Below are 24798 nucleotides of genomic sequence, written 5' to 3' on the forward strand. Positions count from 1 at the left end.
CGTGCCGCGCCTTTTCGCCGGACCCCATTGCTTTGATACTGCCCGATCTGCGCGACTATGACGGCTTGCGTGCGGCCTTCCGCTGGCGCATCCCGGCTCGCTACAACATCGCTGTCGACATCTGCGACCGCTGGGCGGCGGCCGAGCCGCAGCGTACCGCGATCATCGAGGTCTCACAGGACTGGCGCGTGAGCCCGGTCAGCTTCGGGCATCTGCGCGAGCAGTCGAACCGGCTTGCCAATGCGTTGCGGGCGCGCGGCGTCGAACGGGGCGACCGGATTGCGATCCTGCTGCCGCAGGGGCGCAGCGTTCTGACCGCCCATCTCGCCGCCTACAAGCTCGGCGCCATCGCTGTGCCCTTGGCGGCGCTGTTCGGGGTCGATGCGCTGGCCTATCGGCTGGGCGACGCCGCCGCCAGGGTTCTGATCACGGATGCGGCCGGGCTCATCAAGGTCGGGCAGATCGCCGAGCCGCTGCCCGAACTCGGTTTGGTGATCTCGACCGATGGCGCGCAGGGCGCGGCGCAGGATTGGGGAAGCCTGCTGGCGCAGGCGAGCCCGGATTTCACCGCCGTCGACACCGGTCCCGACGACCCGGCTCTGATGATCTACACCTCCGGCACCACCGGCAATCCCAAGGGCGCGCTGCATGGCCACCGGGTCCTGCCGGGCCATCTGCCGGGCGTGCAGATGCCGCATGAATTCCTGCCGCAACCGGGCGATCTCGCCTGGACCCCGGCCGATTGGGCCTGGGCCGGCGGCTTGCTCAACATGCTGTTGCCCAGCTTGCATTTCGGCGTCGCCGTCGTGGCGCGGCCGGTAACGCGCTTCGAGCCGGAGGAGGCCTATCGCCTGATCGCCGATCTCGGCATCCGCAACGCCTTCGTGCCGCCGACTGCGCTCAGGATGCTGCGCAGCGTCGACAGGCCGCGCGAGCGCTTCGCGCTCAGGCTGCGCACGATCGCTTCGGCCGGGGAGGCATTGGGCGCCGAGACCCTGGCCTGGGGACGCGAAGCATTGGGGCTCACCGTCAACGAGGCCTATGGCCAGACCGAGTGCAATCTCGTGCTCGCCTCCTGCGCTGCGATCGGCGTCAGCCGGCCGGGCAGCATCGGCAAGGCGGTGCCGGGTCATGACGTTGCGATCATCCGCCCCGACGGCTCCGTCTGCGCGGCCGATGAGGAGGGCCAGATCGCGGTCAGGCGGCCCGACCCGGTGATGTTCCTGGGTTATTGGCGCAAGCCCGAGGCGACGGCAGAAAAATTCATCGGCGACTGGATGACGACCGGCGATCAGGGCGTGCAGGATGCGGAAGGCTATGTCCGCTTCATCGGTCGCGACGACGACGTCATCACCTCGTCGGGCTATCGCATCGGGCCGGGCGAGATCGAGGATTGCCTGCTGAAGCATGAGGCGGTGTCGCTTGCGGCTGTCGTCGGCAAGCCCGATGCGCTCAGGACCGAGATCGTCAAGGCCTTCGTCGTGTTGAAAGCCGGCCGCGAGCCGTCCGAGGCGCTCGCCGCCGAGCTTCAGGCCTTCGTGCGCAAGCGGCTTTCCGCGCATGAATATCCGCGCGAGATCGCGTTTCGCGACGAGTTGCCGCTCACCACCACCGGCAAGATCATCCGGCGGCTCTTGCGGGCGGAAGCCTGAGGCCGCGCCGCAGCGCCGCGCGCGCCCGGCCGGCGAGATCGCGTGGCTTGCCTGTGGTCCGAGGCGAAAGCCGCACTTCGCCGAAACTAACGGCGTCCGCTCCGCTGGTTGGCGGCTTCGGCTGCAGGATCGTCCGGTCCGGCGCCGCTTGCCGCATCAGTGCGAACAGGACTTGCCCGGGAAAGAAGGGCGCTTCGCTCTCGTCGCGCGCGGCCATGTAGAGCCAACCGTCCTTCGCCCGCCCGATGACCAGCGCACCGGCGATCGGCCGTCCGTCCAGCGTCAGCAAGGCGACGCGGCACTGCCTGGAGCGGGCAAGCGCCCGCGTCATCGCGCGCAGGAAGCCGACCTCGCGGGTGTCTTGCAAAACCGCCTTGCCGGCGCGGCCTTTCGGGCCGGAAGCCTCCATTGCCAGCAGGATCTCGACCGCGTCGCGCAGTTCTATGCGCGATGTGGCTTCGACCAGTTCGAGTTTGCCGCGCCGCGCCAAAGCGTGCTGCATCGCCTCGATATCATTGGGCGTCGGTACGCCATGTCGCCGCGGAATCGGCAGGTTCGCAGGGCTCAAGGTCGTGCTCAACCTGAGCGTTTCGGCCGCGCGCCGGATCGGTGCGATCAGGGGGCCTGCCATGTCGATCTGGCGCAGAACGAGCCCGCGCCCCTCCAGCACCCAGCCCTGGCGCAGGCTCAGCACGGCTGCGAGGACCGCTTGCGCCTGTGCGGCGTCGAGCAATGGCGCGCCATTGAAGATGCGCGGATCGGAGAAGCCGATCAATTCGTCGGGCACGAAGAGCCGGTTGCGTGGAAAGCAGGGGATCAGGCCGAGAAGGCGTCGCTGCGAGGAACCAGTTGGTGCCTGCCAGGCGAGCAGCACCGCGACGTCGCGGAAGGCGATGAGGTGTTGGGCTGCCGCGAGCGCGAAATCCGGCTCGAAGAACAGATTGGGCTCGAGCGCCCGCGCGGCGAGCTCCGTCCAGGCCTGCCTGATCTCGCCGCAGGCGGAGAGCAGGCGGATCTCGGTCGTGATGGCCGCGTCCGGGGTCCGGCCCGGTGCGGCATAGGCTGTGGAGCTGTCCGGGGAGACGCCCTTCAAAGCGATGATCTGGTTCATCCGATCCTGCCCGCCGCTGTGCTGGATCGTTCCGGCGCGGGCTTGTACCGGAACGGCACGGCGCGACGTCGGGAGCGATCCCTGGCGGTGAGGATTTCAAGAACGGGGCCGTAAGGCTCCCGTCTCAGGCCGTGACGTTGCGGCCGGGGGTGGAAGCCCTGGTGTGACTTGTCTGCCCGAGAAAGGCGGCCCAGAGCCGCTCCACCACGCTTGGGTCGATATCTTTGACAATGAGCACGAGCCGGGAGCGATGGTCGGCATCCGGCCAGGCCTCGAGCATGAGCGGCGGGTGCAGGATCTGCTGGACGGCATGGACCAGCATGGGCTGCCCGGGATGCTCGGCGAGGTTCACCAGCCCCTTCAAGCGCAGCAGCTTTGGGCCATGCGTCGAGCGCAGCAGGGTCCAGAACAGATCGAAGGTCGCCTGCGCGATCGGCGCATCGGCTGTGAGCGCGAAGGCGCGGATGCTGGCGTCATGCCGGTTCACATCGTGATGGTCATGCCCGTGATGATGGTGATGGCCGTGTCCGTGATGGTCGTCATGAGCATGGCCGACATGAGCATGGTCCTGGCCATGATGGTGATCGGCCTCGCCCAGGGCCTCATCGGCAAGCCATTGCCGTAGCATCTGCGGGCGCTCGGCGAGATCGTAGAGGCCGGAGCCGACGAGCGCCTTCGCCGCTGCATCCGGCTTCAGCAGGGTGATGCCCGGGTTGAGTGCGGCCAGCCTGTCGCGCAGAGGCGCGAGTTCGGCCTCGTCGGGGGCGAGGTCGGCCTTGGTCAGGATGAGGCGGTCGGCCGCGACGACCTGCTTCACCGCTTCCTCATGGGCGTCGAGCGTCGCCATGCCGTTGACGGCGTCGACCAGCGTCACCACGCCGTCGAGCTTGAAGCGCATGGCGAGATAGGGGTGGTTGATCAGCACGTTCAGGATCGGCGCGGGGTCGGCGAGGCCTGTCGTCTCGATCACCACGCGCTGGAACGGCGCGATCCGGCCATTGTCCCGGCGGCGCAGCAGATCCTCCAGCGTGCCGATGAGATCGTCGCGGATCGTGCAGCAGAGGCAGCCGGAGGCGAGCAGGATCATGTTCTCCTCGACGCCCTCGATCATCAGGTGGTCGAGGCCGACCTCGCCGAATTCATTGACGATGACGACGGTCTCGGAGAGCGCCTCGTCCTTGAGCAGGCGGTTCAGCAGCGTCGTCTTGCCCGCCCCGAGGAAGCCGGTCAGCAGGGTCAGCGCGATTGGCGTGGGTCTGGTGTCGGGGCCGGTCATGCGTCTGGGCTTCTGGCTTCAGGCAGGCGCCAAGGGGCGTCGCTTTTGTTCTAGTATTACATTAGCCATGATCGCGGCCACGACAAGGGTGCCGCCGGCATATTGCAGGGTGCCGAGACGCTCGCCGAGCATGAGGGCAGCGACCGCGACTGCGAAGACTGGCTCGGCGCAAAAGGCGAGGCCGGCATTTCCGGGAGCGACGCGCATCAGCGCCAGGACCTGGAGCAGGAAGCCGATCAGGTAGCCGCCGATCGTCACCGCGACCGCGGCGGGCGCGAGCGCCAGCGCGCCGGGCGAAAGGAAGCCGCCCGTGATGGTGAGGATGCCAGCGGCGATCGGCAGAATCATCAGATGTGACCAGAACAGCCTGGGTAGCAGCGGGGTGGCGGGGCTGGCGTTGGCAGCGAAGAACTGTGTCGCGGCGAGCACGCTTGCCGCCAGAGCCAGGGCGAGCCCGCGCGGGTCGAGGCCGTGCAGGTCCGGCCCGACCACCAGCGCGACCCCGGCAAAGGCGAGCAAGGCCACCGCCAGCCGGTCCGGGCTGAAGCGGGCCGAGGTGAGCAGGGGCTCGGCCAGGATGATCAGGATCGGGAAAGTGTAGAAAACGACGGCAGCGACGCTGACCGGGACGAAGGCGACCGACGAGAGATAGGCGCAGCCGACCCCGGCGCTGGCGAAGCCGAACAGGGCCAGCGCCCGGCGCTCGCCGCGCGGCACGGCGAGCGAGGCGCGCCAGAGCAGGGCGGCCAGGCTGGCGAGCGCCAACATCAGGAAGACGCGGTAGAACACCAGCAGCGGCCCGCTCAGGCCGGCTTGCCCGGCGATCTGGGCGCTGACGATATTGGTACCGTATGCGGCCGCCGAGCCGAGGGCGAAGAGGAACCCGTGCTGCCTGGCGGCGCGGTCGCGATCGGCGGTCAAGACATCCTGCTCAGGCGTCGTCGTTCGGCTTGGGCTTGGGTGCAGGCGTAGCCTTGGTCTTCGCCGGCGGCTTGGCGGGCTGGAGTTTGGCTGCGGTTGGGCCGGGCTTGGCCTTTTCCGCCTCGCTCTTGGGGTCGGTCTTGCTGTCGCTTTTGGGTTTGGCGAGCAGGGGCTTGGCCGGCGGGCGGCCCGCCGCCCTGATGCCGGCAGCTGCACCGGGGCGCAGGCTCGAGGCCGTCGCCTTGCCCGGCTGCACGGCGCCCTGGAGCTTGAGAGGTCCGGCCTGGAAGGCGTCGGCCGGCGGTTGTGCTGCGCCACCCGTCGGCGCGAAGGCGGTGGTCGCTCCCGGGATGCCGCCATTGCTGGAGGCCGTGCGGGGCCGCGTGTCGCTGAACAGGCCCGGCGTGCCGCCGCCGAACAGGCTGGCTGCGACAGGCTTGTCGGGCGCGATCACGGGTGCCGCGCCGCGCGCGAACTGGCTGTCGGGCCGGCCCGTGGCATTGGCTGCGAGCGGGGCGGAGGCAGAACCCGCCGTGCGGCCGAAGGCGACGGGAACGGGCGTGGTCTCGGCGCGCGGGCCCAGTACGATGCGGCCTGACGGTGCCCGCGACGCCATGGCGCCGGTTGCGCGCGGCTGCGGGCTCATGGCCAGGAAGCGGTCGCCGGCGCCATCGGCGTTGCCGCCGACCCCGCCTGCCGTCGTCAGGGCGGAGATCGGCCCGGAAACGTCGACATCATCGGCCAGAGCCGCTCCGCCGCCCTTGCGGCGGACATCGTCGCAGATATTGGGCGCGCGGGTTCCGCTGGCGGGAAGGGAGGCGACGTCGTAGCCGAGCCCGCCCCATTTGCCGAAGCCTTCATCCAGCAGCTGCGCGGCCTTCACGGTGCGCTCGGCGCCCGAGAGCGCGCCCAGCACAACCGCGATCAAGGTGCGGCCGCCGCGCGTCGCGGTTGCGACCACATTGAAGCCCGAGGCGCAGACGAAGCCGGTCTTCATGCCGTTGATGCCGGAATAGCGGCCGACGAGCCCGTTGGTGTTGTTCAGCACCTGCTTGCCGAGCTGGACCGAGGCGGTGTTCCAGTAGTCGGCGTAATCCGGGAATTCGCGCATCAGCGCCATGGCGAGGATGGCGAGATCGCGCGCGCTGACCTGCTGGTCGGGGCTGTGCCAGCCATTGGGATTGACGAAATGGGTGTCGCGCATGCCCAGCCGCGCAGCTTCCGCATTCATCATGCCGACAAAGGTCTCGACATTGCCGCCGACGCCCTCGGCGACGACATAAGCGATGTCGTTGGCCGATTTGACCAGCATGATGCGCAAGGCGTTGTCGAGCGTGATCTCCTGCCCGGCCTTGATATAGACTTTGACGCGCGGCTGGCTGGCCGCAAGCTTCGAGACCGGGATCGCGGTCTCCAGGCCGAGCCGCCGATCACGCACGGCCTTCAGGGCGAGATAGGTCGTCATCATCTTAGTCGTCGAAGCCGGGTGCCAGGCCTGGCTCGGATTCTCGGCGGAGAGAACCGCGCCGCTCGATGCGTCGATCACGAGGCTGGTGCCAGCCGCTGCGGGGCCAGTGAGAACAAGGCCAAAGGCGAGGACGGCGGCAAGGCGGGATGAGATCATCGTGCGGTCTTGAACCTGTGGGGACGCGGAGACGGAGACTGGCGGGTTCAACGCGACGCGTGCGGCATTTTCGAGACGGCGGAGTTTTTTGTCCGCCCGCAGACGCATACCTACCCGGAGCGGAGCGATTTGCCTAGTCGCGGCCAGGGGTCCAAAAGGCCTCTGCCCTTGTGATGGATTAAGCCGCGTGAGCCTCGCCCTTCTCTGGATTCCCGCGACGATCGCGGCCTCTCTCCTGCAGACCGCGCGCAACCTGACGCAGCGCTCGCTGACCGACATCATCGGCGTCGTCGGCGCAACGCAGGTGCGCTTCCTGTTCGGCCTGCCCTTCGCGCTGCTGTTCCTGGTTTTGGTCTGCCTCGTCACGGCCCGGCTGCCGCCGGCGATCGACGGCAAGGTGCTTGCCTTCGCGCTCGGCGGCGCGCTGGCGCAGATCGCCGCGACCGCGCTGATGCTGGCAGCGATGCGCACGCATTCCTTCGCCGTAACCACCGCCTACACCAAGACCGAGCCGGTGCAGGTGGCGATCTTCGGGGCGCTGCTGCTGGGCGATCCGCTTGGCTGGGGGAAGTTCTCAGCGATCATCGTCGCGACGATCGGCGTCATCGTCGTGTCCTGGAAGCCCGGCCAGAAACTGACGGCTGCCGGCATGCGCCCGGCTGTGCTCGGCATCGGCTCGGGAGCCTTCTTCGCGCTGTCGGCGATCGGCTTTCGTGGCGCGATCCAGGCCTTGCCGGAGGGCGGCTTCTTCATCCGCGCCACGACGATCCTGGCGCTTGGCCTGACGCTCCAGACCGTGCTGCTGACGCTCTACATGCTGGTCGCGAACCGCCCGGCCCTGGTCATGAGCCTGCGCAACTGGCGCCGTTCGCTCTCGGCGGGCTTTCTGGGCGCTGCCGCCTCGCAATGCTGGTTCCTCGGCTTCTCGCTGACCAGCGCCGCGAATGTTCGCACGCTTGCGCTGATCGAAGTGCCGCTGGCGCAGATCGCCTCGCGCCGCATCTTCGCGGAAGGCACGAGCCGCCGCGAGCTCATGGGAATGGCGCTGATCGTTCTCGGCGTCGGGGCGCTGTTGTTGCTGGCGATTTCCTAAGGGCTTCGTTCCGATTTTAATCGGCAATGAGACGATAAAACCCGTTTCTGGAGCGGTTTCCGATCCAATTGGATCGTTCAACAGCTCCAGCTCTTTGTTTTGACGTGTTTTCTTCACGCGAACCGGTGTCCACTTCGCTCGAAAACCCGTCTCGAGGTCCGCATCGTGGCCCCTCTTTCCGTGCACGGTAGAAATGCGCTTCTGCCGGCTTGCAGGGTGCGCTTGCGAAGCGCAATTAGACTGAAAAGCTGGTTTTTAGGGAGAATGTCATGAGCGCTGCGATCGTCGGCTGGGCCCATACGCCGTTCGGCAAGCAGGATGCCGAGACCATTGAAAGCCTGATCGTGCGGGTCGCCATTGATGCGCTGGTCGATGCCGGGATCACGGCCGACCAGGTCGATGAGATCGTGCTCGGGCACTACAATGCCGGCTTCTCCGCGCAGGATTTCACCGCTTCGCTCGTGCTGCAGGCCGATCCGGCGCTGCGCTTCAAGCCGACCACCCGCGTCGAGAACGCCTGCGCCACCGGTTCCGCCGCCGTGCATCAGGGCGCCCGCGCGATCAGGGCCGGCGACGCCAAGATCGTGCTCGTCGTCGGTGTCGAGCAGATGACCAAGACGCCCTCCGCCGATATCGGCAAGTTTCTGTTGAAGGCCTCCTATCTCAAGGAGGAGGGCGAGACGACCGGCGGCTTCGCCGGCGTCTTCGGCCAGATCGCGGCCGCCTATTTCCAGCGCCATGGCGACCAGTCGGACGCGCTGGCGATGATCGCCGCCAAGAACCACAAGAACGGCGTCGAGAACCCCTATGCGCAGATGCGCAAGGATTTGGGCTACGCTTTCTGTCGCGAGGAGAGCGAGAAGAACCCTTACGTCGCCGGTCCGTTGAAGCGCACGGATTGCTCGCTGGTCTCTGACGGCGCGGCAGCCATCGTGCTGGCCGATACGGAGACCGCGATGGGCATGCGCCGCGCCGTCGGTTTCCGCGGCATGGCCCATGTCCAGGACTTCCTGCCGCTGTCGCGGCGCGACATCCTGAAGTTCGAAGGCTGCACCGTGGCCTGGAAGCAGGCGCTGGCGCAGGCTGGCGTCACGCTCGACGATCTCTCCTTCGTCGAGACGCATGACTGCTTCACCATCGCCGAACTCATCGAATATGAGGCGATGGGCCTGACCCGGGAAGGCGACGGCGCGCGCGCCATCAAGGAAGGCTGGACCCAGAAGGACGGCAAGCTGCCGGTCAATGTCTCCGGCGGTCTCAAGGCCAAGGGCCATCCGATCGGCGCGACCGGCGTCTCGATGCATGTGCTGAGCGCGATGCAGCTCGTCGGCGAGGCGCCGGAGGGCATGCAGGTGCATGACGCCAAGCTAGGCGGCATCTTCAACATGGGCGGTGCGGCGGTCGCCAACTACGTCTCGGTGCTCGAGCGGATCAAGTGAGGCAGCCGATGCGTCGGTTCGTCCCGTGACCGTCTTCTTCGCGCTGCTGCCGGCCTATTTCCTCTCGATCTTCTACCGGTCGTTCCTGAGCGTCATCGCCAATCCGGTGATGGCGGACTTAGGGATAGGGCCGCGTGAACTCGGCTTTCTCGGTGCGGCCTGGTTCATCGCCTTCGCGGTCTCGCAATTTCCGATCGGCTGGGCGCTCGACCGGCTTGGGCCGCGGCGAACCGTCTCGGTCGCGATGGCGGTCGGCTCGGTCGGCGCCTTTCTCTTCGCCATGGCGAGCAATGCCCTGGCGGGGACGTTCGCCATGGCGCTGATCGGCATCGGTTGCGCGCCGATCTTCATGGCTTCGCTGTTCCTGTTCGCACGAACGGCGGAGCCGGCGCGCTTCGCCTTCCTGACTTCGGTGCTGATCGGCCTCGGCTCGCTCGGCAATATCCTCGCGGCGGGGCCGCTGGCGGTCGCTTCGGCGCATTATGGCTGGCGGACGGCGATGCTGGCGGTGGCGGCCTGCTTCCTGATAGCGACGCTGCTGGCCGCTATGCTGCTGCGCGATCCGCCACGGGCCGAAAGCGCGTCCGGCAAGGCTGAGGGCCTGGTCGAGGGGCTTGCCAGTATCCTGCGATTGCGGCCGCTCTGGTTGCTCGCACCGATCACCCTGATCGGCTACGCCATCGTGGCGACGGCACGGGGCTTGTGGATCGCTCCCTTCATGGGCGACGTCCATGGTTTCGACGCCATCACCGCCGGCAATGCCGCGACCGCGATGGCGCTTGCGATGGTCGGCGGCGCCTTCCTCTATGGCGGGCTCGAAAAGGCGGTCGGGCGGGTCAAGCCGCTGGTGCTCTGGGGCACGGTCGCGACGGCGGTCGCCTTCGCCTTGCTGGCGCTGATAGGAGCCTCCTCGGCTGCGCTGGCCGTCGTGCTGTTCTCGGCGATCGGGGCTGTCGGCTTCACCTATGCGGTCCTGATGGCGCATGCGCGCATCTTTTTGCCTGCCCATCTGCTCGGGCGCGGCATGACGGCGGTGAACTTCCTGTTCATCTCGGGCGCGGCTCTGCTCCAGTCCGGCTCGGGCTGGTTCATCGCGACGCAGCGCGCCTCAGGCTTTGACGCGGCCACGACCTTCGCCAACCTGCATTGGGGGTTTGCAGCGCTGCTGCTCGGGGCTGCCGTGGTCTACGCGTTCACCCCGGAGCGGGCGGAGAGCTGAGAGCTTCCAAGCGGGCGTGGGTTTGTGTGGGAGATGGTGAGGTATTACCTTCCTGATGGTTGGTAATACAGAGGCTGCCATGGCAACGACTGTCACAAGCAAGGGCCAGGTCACGATCCCGAAGCCGGTGCGCGATCGGCTCGGCATCGTTCCGGGCAGCGCTGTCGATTTCCGGATGGAGGCCGATGGCAGGGTCGTGCTGCTCAAGGTGGCGCACGCGGCGAGCGAGAGCCTGATCGACAAATGGCGCGGCAGCGCCGGACCGGGCCTGAGCACGGACGAAATCATGGCCATGACGCGCGGCGAGTTGTGACGGCAACACTTGTCGAGCTAAAGCGTTATCGAAGTTATTTTCCATCGGTCAGGCTGATCACGCCCTGAAAGCGCGGCCAGAGGGCGGTGTCACGCCTCGCCGGGACCGCGCGCCACGATCGCCAACGCATGCACGCCATCCGCCAATTCCTGCGCCAATGCGGCGTTGACCATGCGGTGACGCTCCAATCGGCTCTTGCCGGAAAAGGCTTCTGATACGATATCAACCCTGAAATGCGTCTCGCCACCTTCGCGCCAACCACCATGGCCCTGATGCTGGTGCGATTCATCGATCACCTTCAAGCGCTGCGGCGACAAGGCGCTTTCCAGCTTCTTGGTAATCCGTTCAGCCATTGCGGTCATGATCGCGACATTCTTCCGGTCGTCATAGGGGGGATTGGCTGGTGCATGTTGCGCCGCACTTGCCGGTTCCGATTGCGCGTCTCATAACCGTTCGAGCATGAACTTCAACTCACGCCTTTTCGACCGTATCAGGATTGGCCCTTCCGAGGCGGAAGCGGTCGAGGAATCCGATGCGCACCGCTGCGACCATGCCGGCTGTTCCCGGGTGGGCGAATTCCGCGCGCCCCAGGGGCGTGGCCGCGAGGGTAAGTTCTTCCTGTTCTGCATGGAGCATGTGAAGGCCTACAACGCGACCTATAATTATTTCGCCGGCATGGATGACGAGGCGCTGGCCGCCTACGCCAAGCAGGAGGAGATCGGCCATCGGCCGACATGGAAGCTCGGCGTCAACTCCAAGGCGGCGCGGATGGCGCAGCGCGGGCGCGTGGCGGGTGGCGGTGAGGCCGATGTGCAGGACGGCTTCAACATCTTCGGCTCCCGGCGCGCCCAGGAGGCGGCCAATCCGGAACCGCGCGTCGGCGTCGTTGCCAGGAAGGCGCTCGAGGCTCTCAACCTTGACATCACGGCCGATTCCGCCGCGATCAAGGCGCGCTACAAGGAACTGGTGAAGCGCTTCCACCCCGACGCCAATGGCGGCGACCGCTCGCGGGAAGGCACGCTTCAGGAGATCCTGAAGGCCTATCAGCAATTGAAGACGGTAGGGATGGTTTAGGGTGTCATCCCGTGCGCGCTGCGGCACGAAGTGACGCGGCGCAGACACGGGACCGCGCGACGAGAAGGCGCCCTGTCCTGAAAACGGTCCCGCATCTGCGCAGCAGCATTGCATGCTGCAGCGCGTGCGAGATGACAGGAGCTACCGCCCCTTCGCCGCCAGCCCCGCGACATCGGCAATAATGCCGTCGAGCGCGAAATCCTTCGGCGTGTAGACCGCGGCCACCCCCATATTGCGCAGGGCGTTCTCGTCATCGGGCGGGATGATGCCGCCGACCACGACGGGGGTGGTCATGCCCGCGACGCGCAGGCGCGCCGTGACGTCACGCACCAGCGGCAGATGCGAGCCCGAGAGGATCGACAGGCCGATGATGTCGGCGTCGGTCTCCTGGGCCTGCGCCACGATCTCCTCGGGCGTCTGGCGGATGCCGCCATAGCTCACCGCCATGCCGGCGTCGCGGGCGCGCACGGAGATCTGCTCGGCACCGTTGGAATGGCCGTCGAGCCCCGGCTTGCCGACAAGGAAGCGCGGCGGGCGGCCGAGCTTTTCGGTGGCGCGGGCGACCGCTGCCTTGACCGTGGCGAGGCCTGCATCGTCGCCGAGCTTGGTCGTGTCCACGCCTGTCGGGGCGCGGTACTCGCCAAAGATCTCGCGCAGGGTCTGGGCCCATTCGCCGGTGGTGACGCCGGCCTTGGCGCAGGCGATCGAGGCCGGCATGACATTGCGCGTTTCCTTCGCCGCGGAGGCCAGTTCCGCCAGCGCGGCTTCCGCAGCCTTGGCGTCGCGGGCCGAGCGCCAGGCCTTGAGCCGGCCGACCGCCTCCAACTCGACCGAATCCGGCACGGTCACGACATTGCCTTCGCCGGCCGAGAGCGGGGAGGGCTCGCTATTGGTGAATTTGTTGACGCCGATGACGATCTGCTCGCCGCGCTCGATCGCCTCGATCCGGCGGGCGCCGTTCTCGACCAGCGCTTGCTTCATATAGCCGGTTTCGATCGCCGCCAGCGCGCCGCCCATGTCGTCGATCTTCGCCAGCTCCTCGAGCGCTGCCGCCTTGAGATCGGCGACCTTGGCGTCGATCACGGTTGAGCCGTCGAAGATGTCGCCGAATTCGAGCAGGTCGGTCTCATAAGCCAGCACCTGCTGCATGCGCAGCGACCATTGCTGGTCGAAGGGGCGCGGCAATCCCAGCGCCTCGTTCCAGGCCGGGAGCTGAACGGCCCGGGCGCGCGCCTTCTTGGAAAGCGTCACGGCCAGCATCTCGATCAGGATGCGGTAGACGTTGTTTTCGGGCTGGGGCTCGGTCAGGCCCAGCGAATTGACCTGCACGCCATAGCGGAAGCGGCGCATCGCCTCATCCGCGACGCCATAGCGGCCAAGCGTGATCTCGTCCCAGAGCTCGACGAAAGCCCGCATCTTGCAGAGCTCGGTGACGAAGCGCATGCCGGCATTGACGAAGAACGAGATGCGCCCGACGACCTCGGGGAACTCCTCGGCCGAGACCTCCGGCCGGGCGCGGATCGAATCCAGCAGCGCGATCGCGGTCGCCAGCGCGAAGGAGAGTTCCTGCACCGGCGAGGCGCCGGCCTCCTGCAGATGGTAGGAGCAGACATTGGTCGGGTTCCATTTCGGCAATTCTCGGGCCGTGAACACGACGATGTCGGTGGTGAGCGCCATCGAGGGGCGCGGCGGGAAGACATAGGTGCCGCGCGAGAGGTATTCCTTGACGAGATCGTTCTGGGTCGTGCCCTGCAAGGCGTTACGGGCCGCGCCCTGCTCATCGGCCACCGCGATATAGAGCGAGAGCAGCCAGGCCGCCGTCGCGTTGATCGTCATCGAGGTGTTCATCTGCGCGAGCGGGATATCGGCGAACAACGCCCGCATATCGCCGAGATGGCTGATCGGCACGCCGACCTTGCCGACCTCGCCGCGCGCCAGCACATGGTCGGGATCGTAGCCGGTCTGCGTCGGCAGGTCGAAGGCGACGGAGAGGCCGGTCTGCCCCTTGGCGAGGTTGTTGCGGTAGAGCCTGTTGGATTCCGAGGCGTCGGAATGGCCCGCATAGGTGCGGAAGATCCAAGGTTTGTCGCGTGGCGTGGGCTTGTCGCGCTGCGCCGTCTGCTGGCCGTCGGGCTTCGTCGCGGTCATGGCGTTTCCCCGTATTGCAGAGCAATCTGAATGTTGCACTGCGGCGAAGATAGCGCCAGAGCCGCGGCGATGTCCCCCTCGACGTTAGGCGGACGAAAATTTGGCGCGGGCGCGTCCGGTTTTCATGGAAACGCGCTGCCTCCCGGTGTCCTGCCCAAAATCCGCGCCGGCCAGAGGCCGAGCGCTTATCGCGGCGAAAGACTGCTTTTGATCTCGGAGGATGACGGCAGAAGCGCCGCCAGGCGCCGGTCGACCTTGGGAGGAGCGACGAAAGCGCGCTTGAGCTTGGGCAGATCGAGATCGAGCGGCCGGTCCGGCGGCAGCCGCACATTCTTGACCAGCATCACCGCGGGGGTATCGAGCGCGAGCGTCTTGGGCGCGGGCGCCTCGAACGCAGGCGTCTTGGGTGCGAAGGCCAGCGGCGCGGATGCGAAGGAGGTGGAAGCGACGGGCGTGGCCGTTGCAACAGGCGCCGGCGCGGAGGCTTCCGCCACCTGGAATGCCGGCTCCTCGATGCGCCGCCGCTCGGGCCGCTCGCCCTTCACGTAGAAGGCGTTGCCGCCGGCGACCGTCATGTAGTGCATGTTGGTGTAGCCGAAGCGCAGCCCGGCTGTGTGGAAATGCTTGGCCGATCCGATCGTCTCGTTGCGGCGGCCGTTGAGGATGTCCTCGGCGATGGCCTCGATCTTCGGCAGGGTCTTCTCCGTCATCGGGCGCGTCAGGACGCCGGAGGCGAACTGGCGCGGAGCCCCGACCACGCCGCAGATCGTCTCAGGGTATCGCGGCGATTCGATCCGGTTCATCACGACCGTGCCGACGCCGAGCAGGCCCGATTCGCTCGACCGGTTCGATTCGAAATACATGGCCCGGACCAGGCAGTCCTTTTCGCGAGGATCGGCCTTCGCCAGGGCGACGGCGCGCTTGCGCGCGGCAGCCGGCTCCTTCGTCGCCGGCGCGGTGACCGCAGCCGTCTCGACGGGCGAGAGGCTGCAGGCGCCCAGAGCCGGAGCCAGCAGCGAAATCAGAAGCGGGATCGATCTACTGCCGCGGCGGGCAACTCCGTGGGAGCGGAGACCATGTGCAGCAATTGCGATCCGCTTCATGCGGTAACTCCTGGGTTCGGGATCCTGAATTGCCGTATGCGGCGCAGCGGGATCGCGGGCAAGGAAACCCATAACCCTTAACAGAAAGTTAATCCGGAAAGGAAGGGCAGAGGCAGGAAAGGGAGTTCCGGCGGCGCTTTCTTCCGACGATAATTTCGCTAAGATATTATTATCAAACGAAAATACTGAAGCTCGGAGCGGCGGGATTTCGTCCGCTCTGCCGTGTATGCCGCGTTGGAAAGGCGAGACATTCCTGCCAGTGAGAAGCGCCGAGCCGGCTGCCATGGCTGCCGCTTCACCGGAAACCGATCGCGGGCCGAGTTCTGGATAACGGCGTGGCCCCCCTGACAACCGACCGGCCTCCGGAGCGCTTTTTGACCAAAGCCGATCGCCGTTGTGGGCTTGTCGCGCGCTTCAATTCCCCGCGCGGGGCAGGCGAGGCAGGGGCATGAACTCGACGCCCTCTTCATGCAGCATCCTGGCGTCGTCGGGTGTCGCCTCGCCATAGATGGCGCGGCCGTCGCTCTCGCCGTGATGGATCTTGATCGCCTCCTCGGCGAAGCGCTTGCCGACATTCTCGGCGTTCTCGGCGACATGCTTGTGCAGGGCCACAAGCATCTCCCGGAAGGCGATCTCCTTCTCGCCCATCAGGGCGACCGGAGCCGGCGCGGCGGGGGGCTCCGTCGTGGCGGCTGCAACGTCGGTTCCATCCGCGCGAATCTGCGACGCACGATCGGTCCGCGCGACATTTGGCGCCATGATCGCGCGCTCGACCTTCGGGCTGTCGCAGACCGGGCAGGACACAAGCCCGCGCTGCGCCTGGTCCTCGAAGCTCGCCGAGGTCGAGAACCAGCTTTCGAAGTCGTGGGCGTTGTCGCAGATGAGGGCGTAACGGATCATGTCAGTGCGAGGGACCGGTGCTGAATTCCATCCCCAGCACGTAAGCCCTTACGAGCCCTTTGCAAGCGGCCTCTCTTGGCAAGTGGCTTTCCCGCCAAGTGGCCCAGCTTGCGCCTCACGCCGCGAGCAGCTTGTCGAGCTCTCCGCGCGAGTCGAGCGCGTGCAGATCGTCGGAACCGCCGACATGGGTGGTGCCGATGAAGATCTGCGGCACCGAGGTGCGCCCGCGCGCCTTGGCCGTCATCGCCTGGCGCAGCTCCGGCTTGCCGTCGACATCGATTTCCTCGAAGGCGACGCCCTTCTTGCTCAGCAGCGCCTTTGCCGACTGGCAATAGGGGCACCAGGAGGTGGTGTAGATCGTGACGGGCGGCATGGAGTGACCTTCGTGGATAATGCGCTGCGCTTTATTTAGTGCATCGGCCCGAAAAGGGGAGTCCGGTTCTTCGGAAGAAGCCGATGCGAAATCAAAGAGCTACAGCTCACGCATCCGTCACCACCCGGGCGAAGGTCAGCACGTCGACCTGGGCCGCGCCCGCGCGCAGCAGCGCACGTGCCGAGGCGTTGACGGTCGAGCCCGTGGTCAGCACATCGTCGATCAGCAGGATGCGCCGCCCCGCGATCCGCGGCCGCGCGGCGAGAGGAACCTTGAACGCGCCCTGCAGATTATCTGTGCGCTGCGCCCGCGTCAGCCCGACCTGCTGTCGCGTGCGCTTGACCCGCGCCAGCAGGCTCGGCGCGAGCGGGACGCGGCTCTGCCTGGCGACGACATCGGCCAGCGCTGCCGCCTGGTTGAAGCGCCGGCTCCAGAGCCGGGTGCGATGCAGCGGCACCGGCACGATCATCTCGGCCTCCCCAAGCAATTCGCGCCCGGCCTGCGTCATCATCCGGCCCAGTGTCAGCGCCAGTTCGAGCCGGTCGTCATATTTCAGCCTGTGCACCAGTTCGCGCGCGGCACCGTCGAAACGGCAGACCGCGCGTGCCTTGCGGAAGGCTGGCGGGTCGGCGATCGCAGCCGGCGAGAGCAGGCCTGCGCCGAGATCGACCGCGAAAGGCGTGCCGAGCCGCTCGCAGAAGGGGCGCTCGATGAAGCCGATGCCGGCCCAGCAGGTGGGGCAGAGGGCCTGCGCCTCCCCGGTCGCGGCATGGCAGGCGATGCAGCTCGGCGGATAGACGATGCCGAGCGCGGCATTGAGCCCGGCGCGCAGCGCATGGCGGCCTCCAGCGAGAAGGCGGGCGCGCAATCCCGGTCTCCCGGGCAGAGGCTCGGCGGTGTCGATGGTCTCCAAACAGGCCTCCGGGGAGGAAATCCTTCCGGCGATGGCAGGGGCGCACCTCGCGCCCCTGCCATTCCACTCTGTCATGCCTATCTGAGCCTTGTCGAATGCCGATGCCGCCGGGCGCGGGCGCGTTTTCTGGGCGTTCGGTCGCTAGTCAAACCATGCGGCGTCAGCCGCGATCCGAAGGATCACTCCGATGAGCCAATCCAGCTCTGCCAGGCCTGCCTTGTTCACGCCGCTTCGCCTCGGCGACATCGAAATCAGGAACCGCGTCGTCATGGCGCCGTTGACGCGCAATCGCGCGACGCGTGGCAATGACGCCCCCAATGATCTGAATGTCGAATATTACCGCCAGCGCGCCGGCGCCGGGCTGATCATCACCGAGGGCACGCAGGTTTCGCAGCAGGGGCAGGGCTATGTCTGGACGCCGGGCCTGTACAGCCAGGCGCAGATCGCCGGCTGGAAAGCCGTGACCGACGCCGTCCATGCGCAAGGTGGCAAGATCATCGCCCAGCTCTGGCATGTCGGCCGCGTCAGCCATGTCTCGCTGCAGCCGGGCGGCCAGGCTCCGGTCAGCCCGTCGCCGATCACCGCCAAGACCAAGACCTATATCGAAAGCGGTTTCGCCGAGGTCTCGCCCCCGCGCGAGCTGGCGCTGGCGGAAATTCCCGCGATCATCGGCGAGTTCGTCACAGCCGCCGAAAACGCCAAGGCCGCCGGCTTCGACGGCGTCGAACTGCACGGCGCCCATGGCTATCTGATCGACCAGTTCCTGCGCGACGATTCCAACAAGCGCAGCGATGCCTATGGCGGCTCGATCGAGAACCGCGTGCGCTTCGCGCTCGAGGCTGTCGCTGCGGTGTCGAAGGTGTTCGGCAAGGGCCGCGTCGGCATCCGCATCTCGCCGGTCAGTCCGGCCAATGATGCGCGCGATTCCGACCCGCAGGCGCTGTTCACCTATCTGGTGACGAAGCTCAGCGAACAGGGCATCGCCTTCATCCATGTCGTCGAGGGCGCGACGCGCGAGGCGCGCGACTATCTGCCCTTCGACTATGGCGCGCTGCGGCGGGCCTTCAAGGGCGGCTATATCGCCAATAACGGCTTCAACCGCGAGCTCGCCATCGAGACGGTCGAAAAGGGCGAGGCCGACGCCATCGCCTTCGGCCGGCTCTTCATCGCCAATCCCGATTTGGCCGCGCGATTGGAGCGCAACGCCCCGCTGAACGAGCCGGATGTCGCGACCTTCTACGGTGGCGATGCCAAGGGCTATACCGACTATCCCGCCTTGGCCGACAAGGCGGCCTGACCAGCCGGGCGCGGCCTCAACTGGCTCCGCGGCGACGGTCATGAGCCGTCGCCGCGAATTCCTTGCGGGCCATGCGCAAAAACAGTTGCAGAGCGGCCGCAGCCCGATTACACAGCAGCCCTTGCCGCGCTGCTCCCATCGTCTAGCGGTTAGGACGTCGCCCTCTCACGGCGAAAACTGGGGTTCGATTCCCCATGGGAGCGCCACCACTTAGGCTCTATAGGCACTTAGCTTGCCTACAGGTCTTGCCTACAGGCGATCGTCGCAGCTAGTTTGCGGCATGCCGGCAAAGTCAAAATCCATCGTAGACACGCTCTATCTCCAGCGGATCGGAAACCGTTGGTACTGTCGCGTGCCCGTCCCAAATCGCCTGCGGGGCGAACTCGGGCCATACCTTCGCAAGGCGCTTGACACGTCCGACCTCAATGAGGCTCGCAAGCGTCGGTGGGATTTCCTTCCGATAGCGAAGGCTCAGATCGGTGCGACCGAGCGTCGCCTAGGTTTGGGCGATGCCCACCCTGCCGAAGGAACCCGAGAGCGTTCCTATGCGGCCTTCCGGGCGCGTCTAGCGGAGGTGGGTCCTGCGGTCGTGGTCAATGTCGCAGACGGAAACGAGATGTATAACCCGAGCCTCGACGCGCTCGTGGACAAGGCCGAGCAGTCTGGTGACGCTGACGAGCCGGATTTCCTCAAGGCTTTCAAAGACCACGTGAAGGGCCGTCAGGTCGCCTCCGAGACGCTCAAGGACTACCTTGACAAGAACCCCAAGCGGTCAGCGACGACGGAGGCAAACTACGCCACGACAGTAAGGCTCTGGATTGAGCATCAGGGTGATAGGCCGCTCCATGATGTCACCCGAAGTAAGGCTCTCGATTGGCTGAATGCGGTTTCGGTAGGCAAGGCGCGGGACACGATCAAGCGATATGCCACCGTCATGTCGCATCTCTGGTTATGGGTCTACAGAGCCGCTGATGAGCGCCCGAGGAACCCCTTTGAGGACCTGACGCAGGCTGCAGATGAGCGCGGCAGGGCTACGGAAAGCTATGATTTCTTCAGCGACGTTGAGCTTGTCCGGGCATACGAAGCCATCAAAGACGATGACGAGCTTCGGCCACTGTTCCTGATTTCGATCTACACCGGCTTCCGACTTAACGAATGTCTAGTGGCAGAGCGTACGGAGCTTGGCGGAGTCGAATGCTTCCTATTGGTTACGGGTAAGTCGAAGAACGCGGCAAGGGCGCTCCCCGTCCATGCGAAGCTAAAGGACATCAAGGCACCTACGGGTATGAAGGCCAGCGCCCTCTCGGTGCGTTTCGGTCGCACGATGCGGAAGGCCGAGATTCCCGAGGGTAAGACGTTTCACTCTCTCCGCAAGAGCTTCACAACGGCGCTGGAGCGTTCGGGGTGCCCCGAGGCTTTGGCTGCGCGGCTCTTGGGGCACGCGCCGTTGAGCATCACGTACGGCATCTATTCCAAGGGCCGGGATGTTGCCGAGTTGAGGGAGTGGGTGGATCGGGTGTCTCACCCCGTCTAGGCAGCGGCTACCGTCGACTTTGCCTGTAGTTCGCTATCATCGCCGGGGTGATGTCGTCCACAAGTCTGCTGGGGATGCGTTCTTCGCCTTCCGGTCGTGGGCCTCTTGATCCACCTGGATCATGGCTTCGCGCATTGCAATGTCGAGGAAGTAGGAGAGGGTGCTGTAGCCTCGGGCGGAGGCTTCGGCTCTCACGTCCGCGATACGACGGATGAAGTCCTCTGCGGATCGGCGCCGTAGCACCGAAATGAGCGGGACAGACGAACGCGGCCGATCCATGTTTTTCCTCCGCCAGCGGCCGGGGAGCTTTGGGAGTGCCCAGGGTAGCTTGAAGTTGGGAAAGGGTCTGTAGTGCTGAAGCCCGTAGCGGCAATGACACGTTCGATGCCGGAGGTAGCCGGTTACTCTTCGACTTCCGCAATGGGTAGGAAGCAGAAGCTCGACCCATCATCCTTTATCAGGCCCGCATCGGCATGTCGGAGCGGGCCTGATCGCCGACAGTTGATCTTCTCAGCGCCCGTAATGCCTAGTCTTGCTGCATTCCTTCTACGTCAAGCCAAACAGAATCGATCGATTTGAATTGGTTTTCGATCAAATTGAACGATTTAGATTGAAGCGTTGCTTCTTGAGGATCAGGATGGGTCATCAACCATCGCCCCACATCGATTGCTGAAACTGCATTGGGCCCTGCCTTAAGCGTTACCACGTAGTGGTCGTGCAGGATATTGTCTCCGGTAGAATATCTTCCCGTTGTGCCGCCCTTAATATAAAGAGTCGCCGAAGCGGTCGCTGGGTCAATTAATTTCAAAGTGAAAATAAGAACTTTGAAATCGTACCCCGTAAACGGGAAAGAGGGAGGAAATGTAAAAACCTTTGTCTTTGCCGCTTGATCGTAAGATGTTAGAGCTGCCGCCACACCAATTCTATAGTGCTTGTCTTTGCCCATTGTTGATGCGCCCATTTTAATTTTTACCCCTCCAGCGGGAAGCAAACAACAAAGCAAACTGATAATTAAATTGTCAATGGACTTGTGACTCTGGCGGCTTCGGCACCATGAGCCTGACTGACCATCCGACACCGCCAACGTGGGCGGTCGTTACGCCGCACCCGCAGCAAGGGCTCGGGCAAGTTCTGCGATGGGCCGATAGCGGAAGCTCGACCGCGCGCTTGCAGCAAGGGTGAGGCTCACAGCGGATGTTCGACATTAGCGGTCGCAATGGACGTGGACGCACCCTCTAGGCTGTGCAACTTTGAGCTGCGGCTTGGGGAATTGACATGCATCTTGTGGCTCTAAAAGTCGGCGGTGCGGCGCTGATCCTTCTTGGCTCGTGGGGTTCTGCCTCGGCGCAGAGCGGCGGTATCCTACCCGAATGTCGCGGCATGAAAGATCAACGCTCTTGCACGTGCGCGCTCGGCAATGGGGGACGGATCGTTGACGATCCACATCGCCCCGGCCGTAAAGTCTGGAGGTCCGCGCGCGTCGGCACGGCCGCACACATGGCATTTATGAACTGCAGCAACGGCTCCGAGCGATAGCCGCGCAGCAACGCAGAGCGCCGATCCTCCCACTTGCAGCAAGGGGGGCGGAGCCACGGCGAATGGCTGCAAAGGGTCGAAAGCGGACCTGACATTTGGACTTCGATCAGGCTAGGATTGGGTCAATGGCCCCCGCGAATTTGACATCAGCCGACCAAAATCCCGATGCGATCACGCTACCGCGTGCAATCCTATTCGATCTCGACGACACGATCTTGGCCTGCGGCCAGAGGCCGGAGGTGCTCCGCCATATTGCTCGCGCGTTCGAGTCTGAGTTGGCACCATTGCAGCCTTACGACGTGGCCGAACGGCTGGACGCTGCGTTCGCAGAATTCTGGTCGGATCCTGCGCGTCACAAGATAGCCCGCTTCGGAGTATCCCAAGCTCGCCGGCAGGTGATCGCCGACACGTTTATCGCCACCGGTTTGGAGCACATGACCGAGGAGCTGGCAGAGCGCATTGCAGCCAGCTACACGGCCTATCGTGACCAATTGACTGACTTCTTTCCAGGCGCGCGGGAAACGATCGAGATATTGAAGGCACGCGGCGTGCTGCTGGCGCTTGTCACGAATGGCGGAGCCGAAGGTCAACGCGCCAAGATCGAGCGGTTTTCGATCGCTCCACTGTTCAATCATATTCAGATCGAAGGTGAGCACGCGTTCGGCAAACCCGATGAGCGCGCTTATCTCCATGCGATGAACGCTTTAGGCGTGGAGCCTCACGAAACTTGGATGGTGGGCGACAATCTGGAGTGGGAAGTGGCCGCTCCGCAGAGGCTTGGCATCTTCTCCATCTGGCATGATGGCTTCGGGAAGGGCTTGCCCGAAGGCAGTTGCGTGCGGCCTGACAGGATCATTCGGGCGATATCCGAGCTACTTCAATCTTAGATGTCGATCCTCCGCGCGAGCAGGCCTTCCAAGCGTCTGCAACGGGTCGTTAGCCGAACTTCCTCACGCCCCATAACTTCCCCCGAACGTACCGCTTGGACACCTTCAGATTGCTGTCCCCAGCAAGCACCTTCAGGTCATGCAGCAGGGCGTATCGCCTCCCTCGGGTTCCCTTGGAACTCGTGCAGGACCGCGTCGATCTCAGCTTCCGTTGTCACCTCCACTGCCGACGCCGGCCTCTCATCCGCCATCTCTTGACTCCCGCTGCCGACCTGATGTTCTACGTATGTTCTCATACTGGAGGGACGGCAATGGGAAGCGTGACCTACTTCGTGGCTTTGCCGTTCGGCCGGGACGACGACGGCAATCTCTGTGCGGGCGAGGCTTTGGAGGCTCCGTCTGAACTCATCGCCAGGAGCCGCGCGGCTCGACTGGCGACGGGCAATGAGGGCGCAGCGGCATTCTCGCGGACTGGCGATCCGGACATTGGCGAGTTCGCGGAGGCTGTTGTGCTGGTCCGCTATGGGAACGTGCCGTCCGATGTCGAGGCCCTGATAAGCGCGGGGCGCTAGGCCGTGGTGCAGCGGTCGAAACGCTCGATGTCACCCGCCAAGGCGCAGGAGATGCAAGCCGTGGTGAGGGCCTTCCACCAGAACGTGCGAATGTGGTGTGCTGAGATACCTCTCAACACCCATCTATATGTCGCGCTAGACGTGTTGCACTTTGCGCTTCACCTGACCAACGGCCAGCTCAATCGGACCATTGACGACAAGCGCCCCGACGAGTTCGGACGCCTTTATCGAGGCGATATCGATGACGGCCAGTAGGAGGACGACATGTGTGGTCAGTTCACGCAACTGCGGATTTCTGAGGTGCCTTAGTCGCGCGCGCAGCGGCCGGCTAGGGGCCGCGCTGAATGCCTGCAATCCGCAGCATGGTCGTGGCTCAGTGTTTCCCGCTGCCGTTGGGGTTGAGCGACAGCGCAAGGTTGGGTGACGAAGTTCGACATGAACTCCCCGCGATACACCACGCGCATGCGGGAGCTTCCGGTAATTCGCAGCGCGGTCTACGGTCAAGTAGTGTGCAGTCGGTTCATCCACCACAAGGAAGGCGGCATCGATGACGGTTGTTTTGGACATTACGGACGCCCGCCCATTTGACGTACTTTTGACATCGGGAGACGCAAAGAGTTCTCGGCTAAATCGCATTGCGCAGTCGATAACACGAGGGGGAGCGTTAGCTCCCTATTCTCATGCATCGATGTTTCTGTCGCCATTTTTGATTGTTGAGTCTCTCGACCAGCCGGGCATCGTGCTTACAAGCCTGTTCAAGCCGAGCTTAAACCCCCACGGCAGTGCGGTCGGCGATGCGACATTAGATCATCATGTCTTCGCGCGCATCAAGGAAGGTCTGACTCGTATATTCGTCGCGCTGCCGGGCGTCGATGCGGCCGAAGTAAGGAGATATAATAAAATCAGATACGCGACAAATGATAATATTATTGTCGCGCTTGAGAAGATAATCCAAACAATTATAGAGGTGTATCTAGCGCAGTATCCTGCGTATGCAAGACTTATTCGTACGGCAAAATTGTTATCGCCTCAAATTGCCGAAAGGATCGAATTCGTTGGGAGGAGATGGGAGGACAAGATTATAACCGGACCATTTTGTTCTGAATTGGTCGCTATATTGCTCAATTCGATAGAGACCGAATTTGGGGCCTATAATACCGATCCGGCTTCAATTTCACCCTCGGATTTTTACAACGATGTCACTAATTTTTCTACAGTTTCACAAAGCGTCGATTGGGTTAGTGAGGACAAGCTGCCGGGCCTCGATGCGCCCGGAATAATATCTACGATTGAAGATAACTTATCGTTGAATTCGCTTAAGTCGCAGGAATTTAACATCAGTCTTATTAAATTGACGGCAAGCCTTTCACGGTCTTTATCAGATATGCACGGCAATGCTCGCGCCGATGCGTCAAAAATTGAAGAATTCTATCTAAACGTCAGAGAGAAAATTCGGAGTAACGCACTATCTGAGGTTGTTGATTTAGTATGCGATGCATTATTGTTTATGGATTGGGTCCAGTCGAGCAATGATTGCATGGCTTCTTGCCCGAACAAGCGACCACCGCGCGCGCGCGAAGCGACTCCGGAAAGCTCTAAGCTCGGACTAACCCGTCCTCGCTTGGTTCGGGCATGGGAACATGCGGGGTCAGACGCGGAGCCTTGCAAGGAGGGGCGCTACTGCGAGACTGCTCATCCGCGCTGGACAAGCGTAAAGCATCAACTGGAAAGTAACGCCGAGGCAAGATTTAAACGCGATTTTGATCGTACACATGAAATCGTGCAGCATGGCGGGCTGTAGAGAGTTGGACCG

General features: G+C 64.4%; 23 protein-coding genes, 1 tRNA gene and 2 pseudogenes. 15 read left to right on the top strand and 11 right to left on the bottom strand.

The annotated features are described in order from the left end of the window. Nucleotides 1-35: 35 nt before the first annotated feature. The gene (locus RMR04_RS05385; protein ID WP_311916059.1) at nucleotides 36-1652 is read left to right on the top strand and encodes an acyl-CoA synthetase; all 1617 of its coding nucleotides are present in this window, start codon (nucleotides 36-38) and stop codon (nucleotides 1650-1652) included. Here the strand turns inward: RMR04_RS05385 and RMR04_RS05390 are convergent. The 4 genes from RMR04_RS05390 to RMR04_RS05405 all read right to left on the bottom strand — a co-directional run bounded on the left by RMR04_RS05390 (nucleotide 1621) and on the right by RMR04_RS05405 (nucleotide 6584). Next, a complete protein-coding gene (locus RMR04_RS05390; RefSeq protein WP_311913406.1) occupies nucleotides 1621-2763 on the bottom strand; it encodes a GNAT family N-acetyltransferase in 1143 nt (380 codons plus the stop codon). The genes RMR04_RS05385 and RMR04_RS05390 overlap by 32 nt on opposite strands. A gap of 124 nt (nucleotides 2764-2887) precedes the next feature. Then, nucleotides 2888-4039 carry a CobW family GTP-binding protein gene (locus tag RMR04_RS05395; RefSeq protein ID WP_311913408.1) on the bottom strand — a complete coding sequence of 384 codons (1152 nt, stop codon included), beginning with the start codon at nucleotides 4037-4039 and terminating at the stop codon, nucleotides 2888-2890. A gap of 18 nt (nucleotides 4040-4057) precedes the next feature. Continuing rightward, the gene (locus RMR04_RS05400) at nucleotides 4058-4960 is read right to left on the bottom strand and encodes a DMT family transporter (RefSeq protein WP_311913410.1); all 903 of its coding nucleotides are present in this window, start codon (nucleotides 4958-4960) and stop codon (nucleotides 4058-4060) included. 10 nt (nucleotides 4961-4970) lie between these two features. Continuing rightward, nucleotides 4971-6584 carry a serine hydrolase gene (locus tag RMR04_RS05405; RefSeq protein ID WP_311913412.1) on the bottom strand — a complete coding sequence of 538 codons (1614 nt, stop codon included), beginning with the start codon at nucleotides 6582-6584 and terminating at the stop codon, nucleotides 4971-4973. A gap of 187 nt (nucleotides 6585-6771) precedes the next feature. Between RMR04_RS05405 and RMR04_RS05410 the strand changes: the two genes are divergently transcribed. The 4 genes from RMR04_RS05410 (at nucleotide 6772) to RMR04_RS05425 (ending at nucleotide 10648) form a co-directional block, all read left to right on the top strand. Then, a complete protein-coding gene (locus tag RMR04_RS05410) occupies nucleotides 6772-7677 on the top strand; it encodes a DMT family transporter (RefSeq protein ID WP_311913414.1) in 906 nt (301 codons plus the stop codon). Nucleotides 7678-7946: 269 nt separating this feature from the next. Beyond that, on the top strand, nucleotides 7947-9116 hold the full coding sequence (locus RMR04_RS05415) for an acetyl-CoA acetyltransferase (protein WP_311913416.1): 1170 nt from the start codon (nucleotides 7947-7949) through the stop codon (nucleotides 9114-9116). A 25-nt stretch (nucleotides 9117-9141) separates the two neighbouring features. Continuing rightward, a complete protein-coding gene (locus RMR04_RS05420) occupies nucleotides 9142-10335 on the top strand; it encodes an MFS transporter (RefSeq protein WP_311913418.1) in 1194 nt (397 codons plus the stop codon). 79 nt (nucleotides 10336-10414) lie between these two features. After that, a complete protein-coding gene (locus RMR04_RS05425; RefSeq protein WP_311913420.1) occupies nucleotides 10415-10648 on the top strand; it encodes an AbrB/MazE/SpoVT family DNA-binding domain-containing protein in 234 nt (77 codons plus the stop codon). An 89-nt stretch (nucleotides 10649-10737) separates the two neighbouring features. On the opposite strand, the gene RMR04_RS05430 is transcribed toward RMR04_RS05425, so the two are convergent. Further along, complete coding sequence (locus tag RMR04_RS05430; RefSeq protein WP_410492202.1) at nucleotides 10738-11010, bottom strand: BolA family protein; 273 nt, start codon at nucleotides 11008-11010, stop codon at nucleotides 10738-10740. A gap of 97 nt (nucleotides 11011-11107) precedes the next feature. Between RMR04_RS05430 and RMR04_RS05435 the strand changes: the two genes are divergently transcribed. After that, complete coding sequence (locus RMR04_RS05435) at nucleotides 11108-11722, top strand: J domain-containing protein (protein ID WP_311913422.1); 615 nt, start codon at nucleotides 11108-11110, stop codon at nucleotides 11720-11722. Nucleotides 11723-11863: 141 nt separating this feature from the next. On the opposite strand, the gene RMR04_RS05440 is transcribed toward RMR04_RS05435, so the two are convergent. The 5 genes and pseudogenes from RMR04_RS05440 to RMR04_RS05460 form a co-directional block, all read right to left on the bottom strand. Then, the gene (locus tag RMR04_RS05440) at nucleotides 11864-13870 is read right to left on the bottom strand and encodes a methylmalonyl-CoA mutase family protein (RefSeq protein ID WP_311913423.1); all 2007 of its coding nucleotides are present in this window, start codon (nucleotides 13868-13870) and stop codon (nucleotides 11864-11866) included. 535 nt (nucleotides 13871-14405) lie between these two features. Further along, nucleotides 14406-14757: pseudogene (locus RMR04_RS32065) on the bottom strand (cell wall hydrolase); the annotation flags it as partial. A 630-nt stretch (nucleotides 14758-15387) separates the two neighbouring features. Beyond that, nucleotides 15388-15873 carry a DUF1178 family protein gene (locus RMR04_RS05450; protein WP_311913426.1) on the bottom strand — a complete coding sequence of 162 codons (486 nt, stop codon included), beginning with the start codon at nucleotides 15871-15873 and terminating at the stop codon, nucleotides 15388-15390. A gap of 115 nt (nucleotides 15874-15988) precedes the next feature. Continuing rightward, nucleotides 15989-16246: a glutaredoxin 3 gene (grxC, locus tag RMR04_RS05455; RefSeq protein ID WP_311913428.1), complete on the bottom strand. Its 258-nt coding sequence runs from the start codon at nucleotides 16244-16246 to the stop codon at nucleotides 15989-15991. Between the two features lie 106 nt (nucleotides 16247-16352). Then, entirely contained in the window at nucleotides 16353-17114 is a 762-nt protein-coding gene (locus RMR04_RS05460) for a ComF family protein (RefSeq protein WP_311913430.1), read from the bottom strand. Between the two features lie 232 nt (nucleotides 17115-17346). Here RMR04_RS05460 and RMR04_RS05465 point away from each other — a divergent pair, with 232 nt between their 5' ends. The 4 genes and pseudogenes from RMR04_RS05465 (at nucleotide 17347) to RMR04_RS05475 (ending at nucleotide 19990) form a co-directional block, all read left to right on the top strand. Then, nucleotides 17347-18456, top strand: a complete 1110-nt coding sequence (locus tag RMR04_RS05465; RefSeq protein ID WP_311913431.1) for an alkene reductase — start codon at nucleotides 17347-17349, stop codon at nucleotides 18454-18456. 131 nt (nucleotides 18457-18587) lie between these two features. Continuing rightward, nucleotides 18588-18662: transfer RNA gene (locus tag RMR04_RS05470), tRNA-Glu, on the top strand. 74 nt (nucleotides 18663-18736) lie between these two features. Beyond that, nucleotides 18737-18892, top strand: a pseudogene (locus RMR04_RS32070) (DUF6538 domain-containing protein); the annotation flags it as partial. A gap of 180 nt (nucleotides 18893-19072) precedes the next feature. Then, nucleotides 19073-19990: a tyrosine-type recombinase/integrase gene (locus tag RMR04_RS05475; protein WP_311913433.1), complete on the top strand. Its 918-nt coding sequence runs from the start codon at nucleotides 19073-19075 to the stop codon at nucleotides 19988-19990. A 526-nt stretch (nucleotides 19991-20516) separates the two neighbouring features. On the opposite strand, the gene RMR04_RS05480 is transcribed toward RMR04_RS05475, so the two are convergent. After that, the gene (locus RMR04_RS05480; RefSeq protein ID WP_311913435.1) at nucleotides 20517-20936 is read right to left on the bottom strand and encodes a hypothetical protein; all 420 of its coding nucleotides are present in this window, start codon (nucleotides 20934-20936) and stop codon (nucleotides 20517-20519) included. Nucleotides 20937-21651: 715 nt separating this feature from the next. On the opposite strand from RMR04_RS05480, the gene RMR04_RS05485 reads away from it, so the two are divergent. The 5 genes from RMR04_RS05485 to RMR04_RS05505 all read left to right on the top strand — a co-directional run bounded on the left by RMR04_RS05485 (nucleotide 21652) and on the right by RMR04_RS05505 (nucleotide 24786). Continuing rightward, complete coding sequence (locus tag RMR04_RS05485) at nucleotides 21652-22413, top strand: HAD family hydrolase (RefSeq protein WP_311913436.1); 762 nt, start codon at nucleotides 21652-21654, stop codon at nucleotides 22411-22413. Between the two features lie 311 nt (nucleotides 22414-22724). Continuing rightward, on the top strand, nucleotides 22725-22985 hold the full coding sequence (locus tag RMR04_RS05490) for a hypothetical protein (protein WP_311913437.1): 261 nt from the start codon (nucleotides 22725-22727) through the stop codon (nucleotides 22983-22985). A 27-nt stretch (nucleotides 22986-23012) separates the two neighbouring features. Continuing rightward, entirely contained in the window at nucleotides 23013-23240 is a 228-nt protein-coding gene (locus RMR04_RS05495; RefSeq protein WP_311913438.1) for a hypothetical protein, read from the top strand. A 180-nt stretch (nucleotides 23241-23420) separates the two neighbouring features. After that, nucleotides 23421-23573, top strand: a complete 153-nt coding sequence (locus RMR04_RS05500) for a DUF4113 domain-containing protein (RefSeq protein ID WP_311916061.1) — start codon at nucleotides 23421-23423, stop codon at nucleotides 23571-23573. Beyond that, nucleotides 23533-24786, top strand: a complete 1254-nt coding sequence (locus RMR04_RS05505) for a hypothetical protein (protein WP_311913439.1) — start codon at nucleotides 23533-23535, stop codon at nucleotides 24784-24786. The genes RMR04_RS05500 and RMR04_RS05505 overlap by 41 nt, the downstream gene beginning before the upstream one ends. Nucleotides 24787-24798: the final 12 nt, after the last annotated feature.

This window comes from Bosea sp. 685, assembly GCF_031884435.1.
Taxonomy (GTDB): Bacteria; Pseudomonadota; Alphaproteobacteria; order Rhizobiales; family Beijerinckiaceae; genus Allobosea.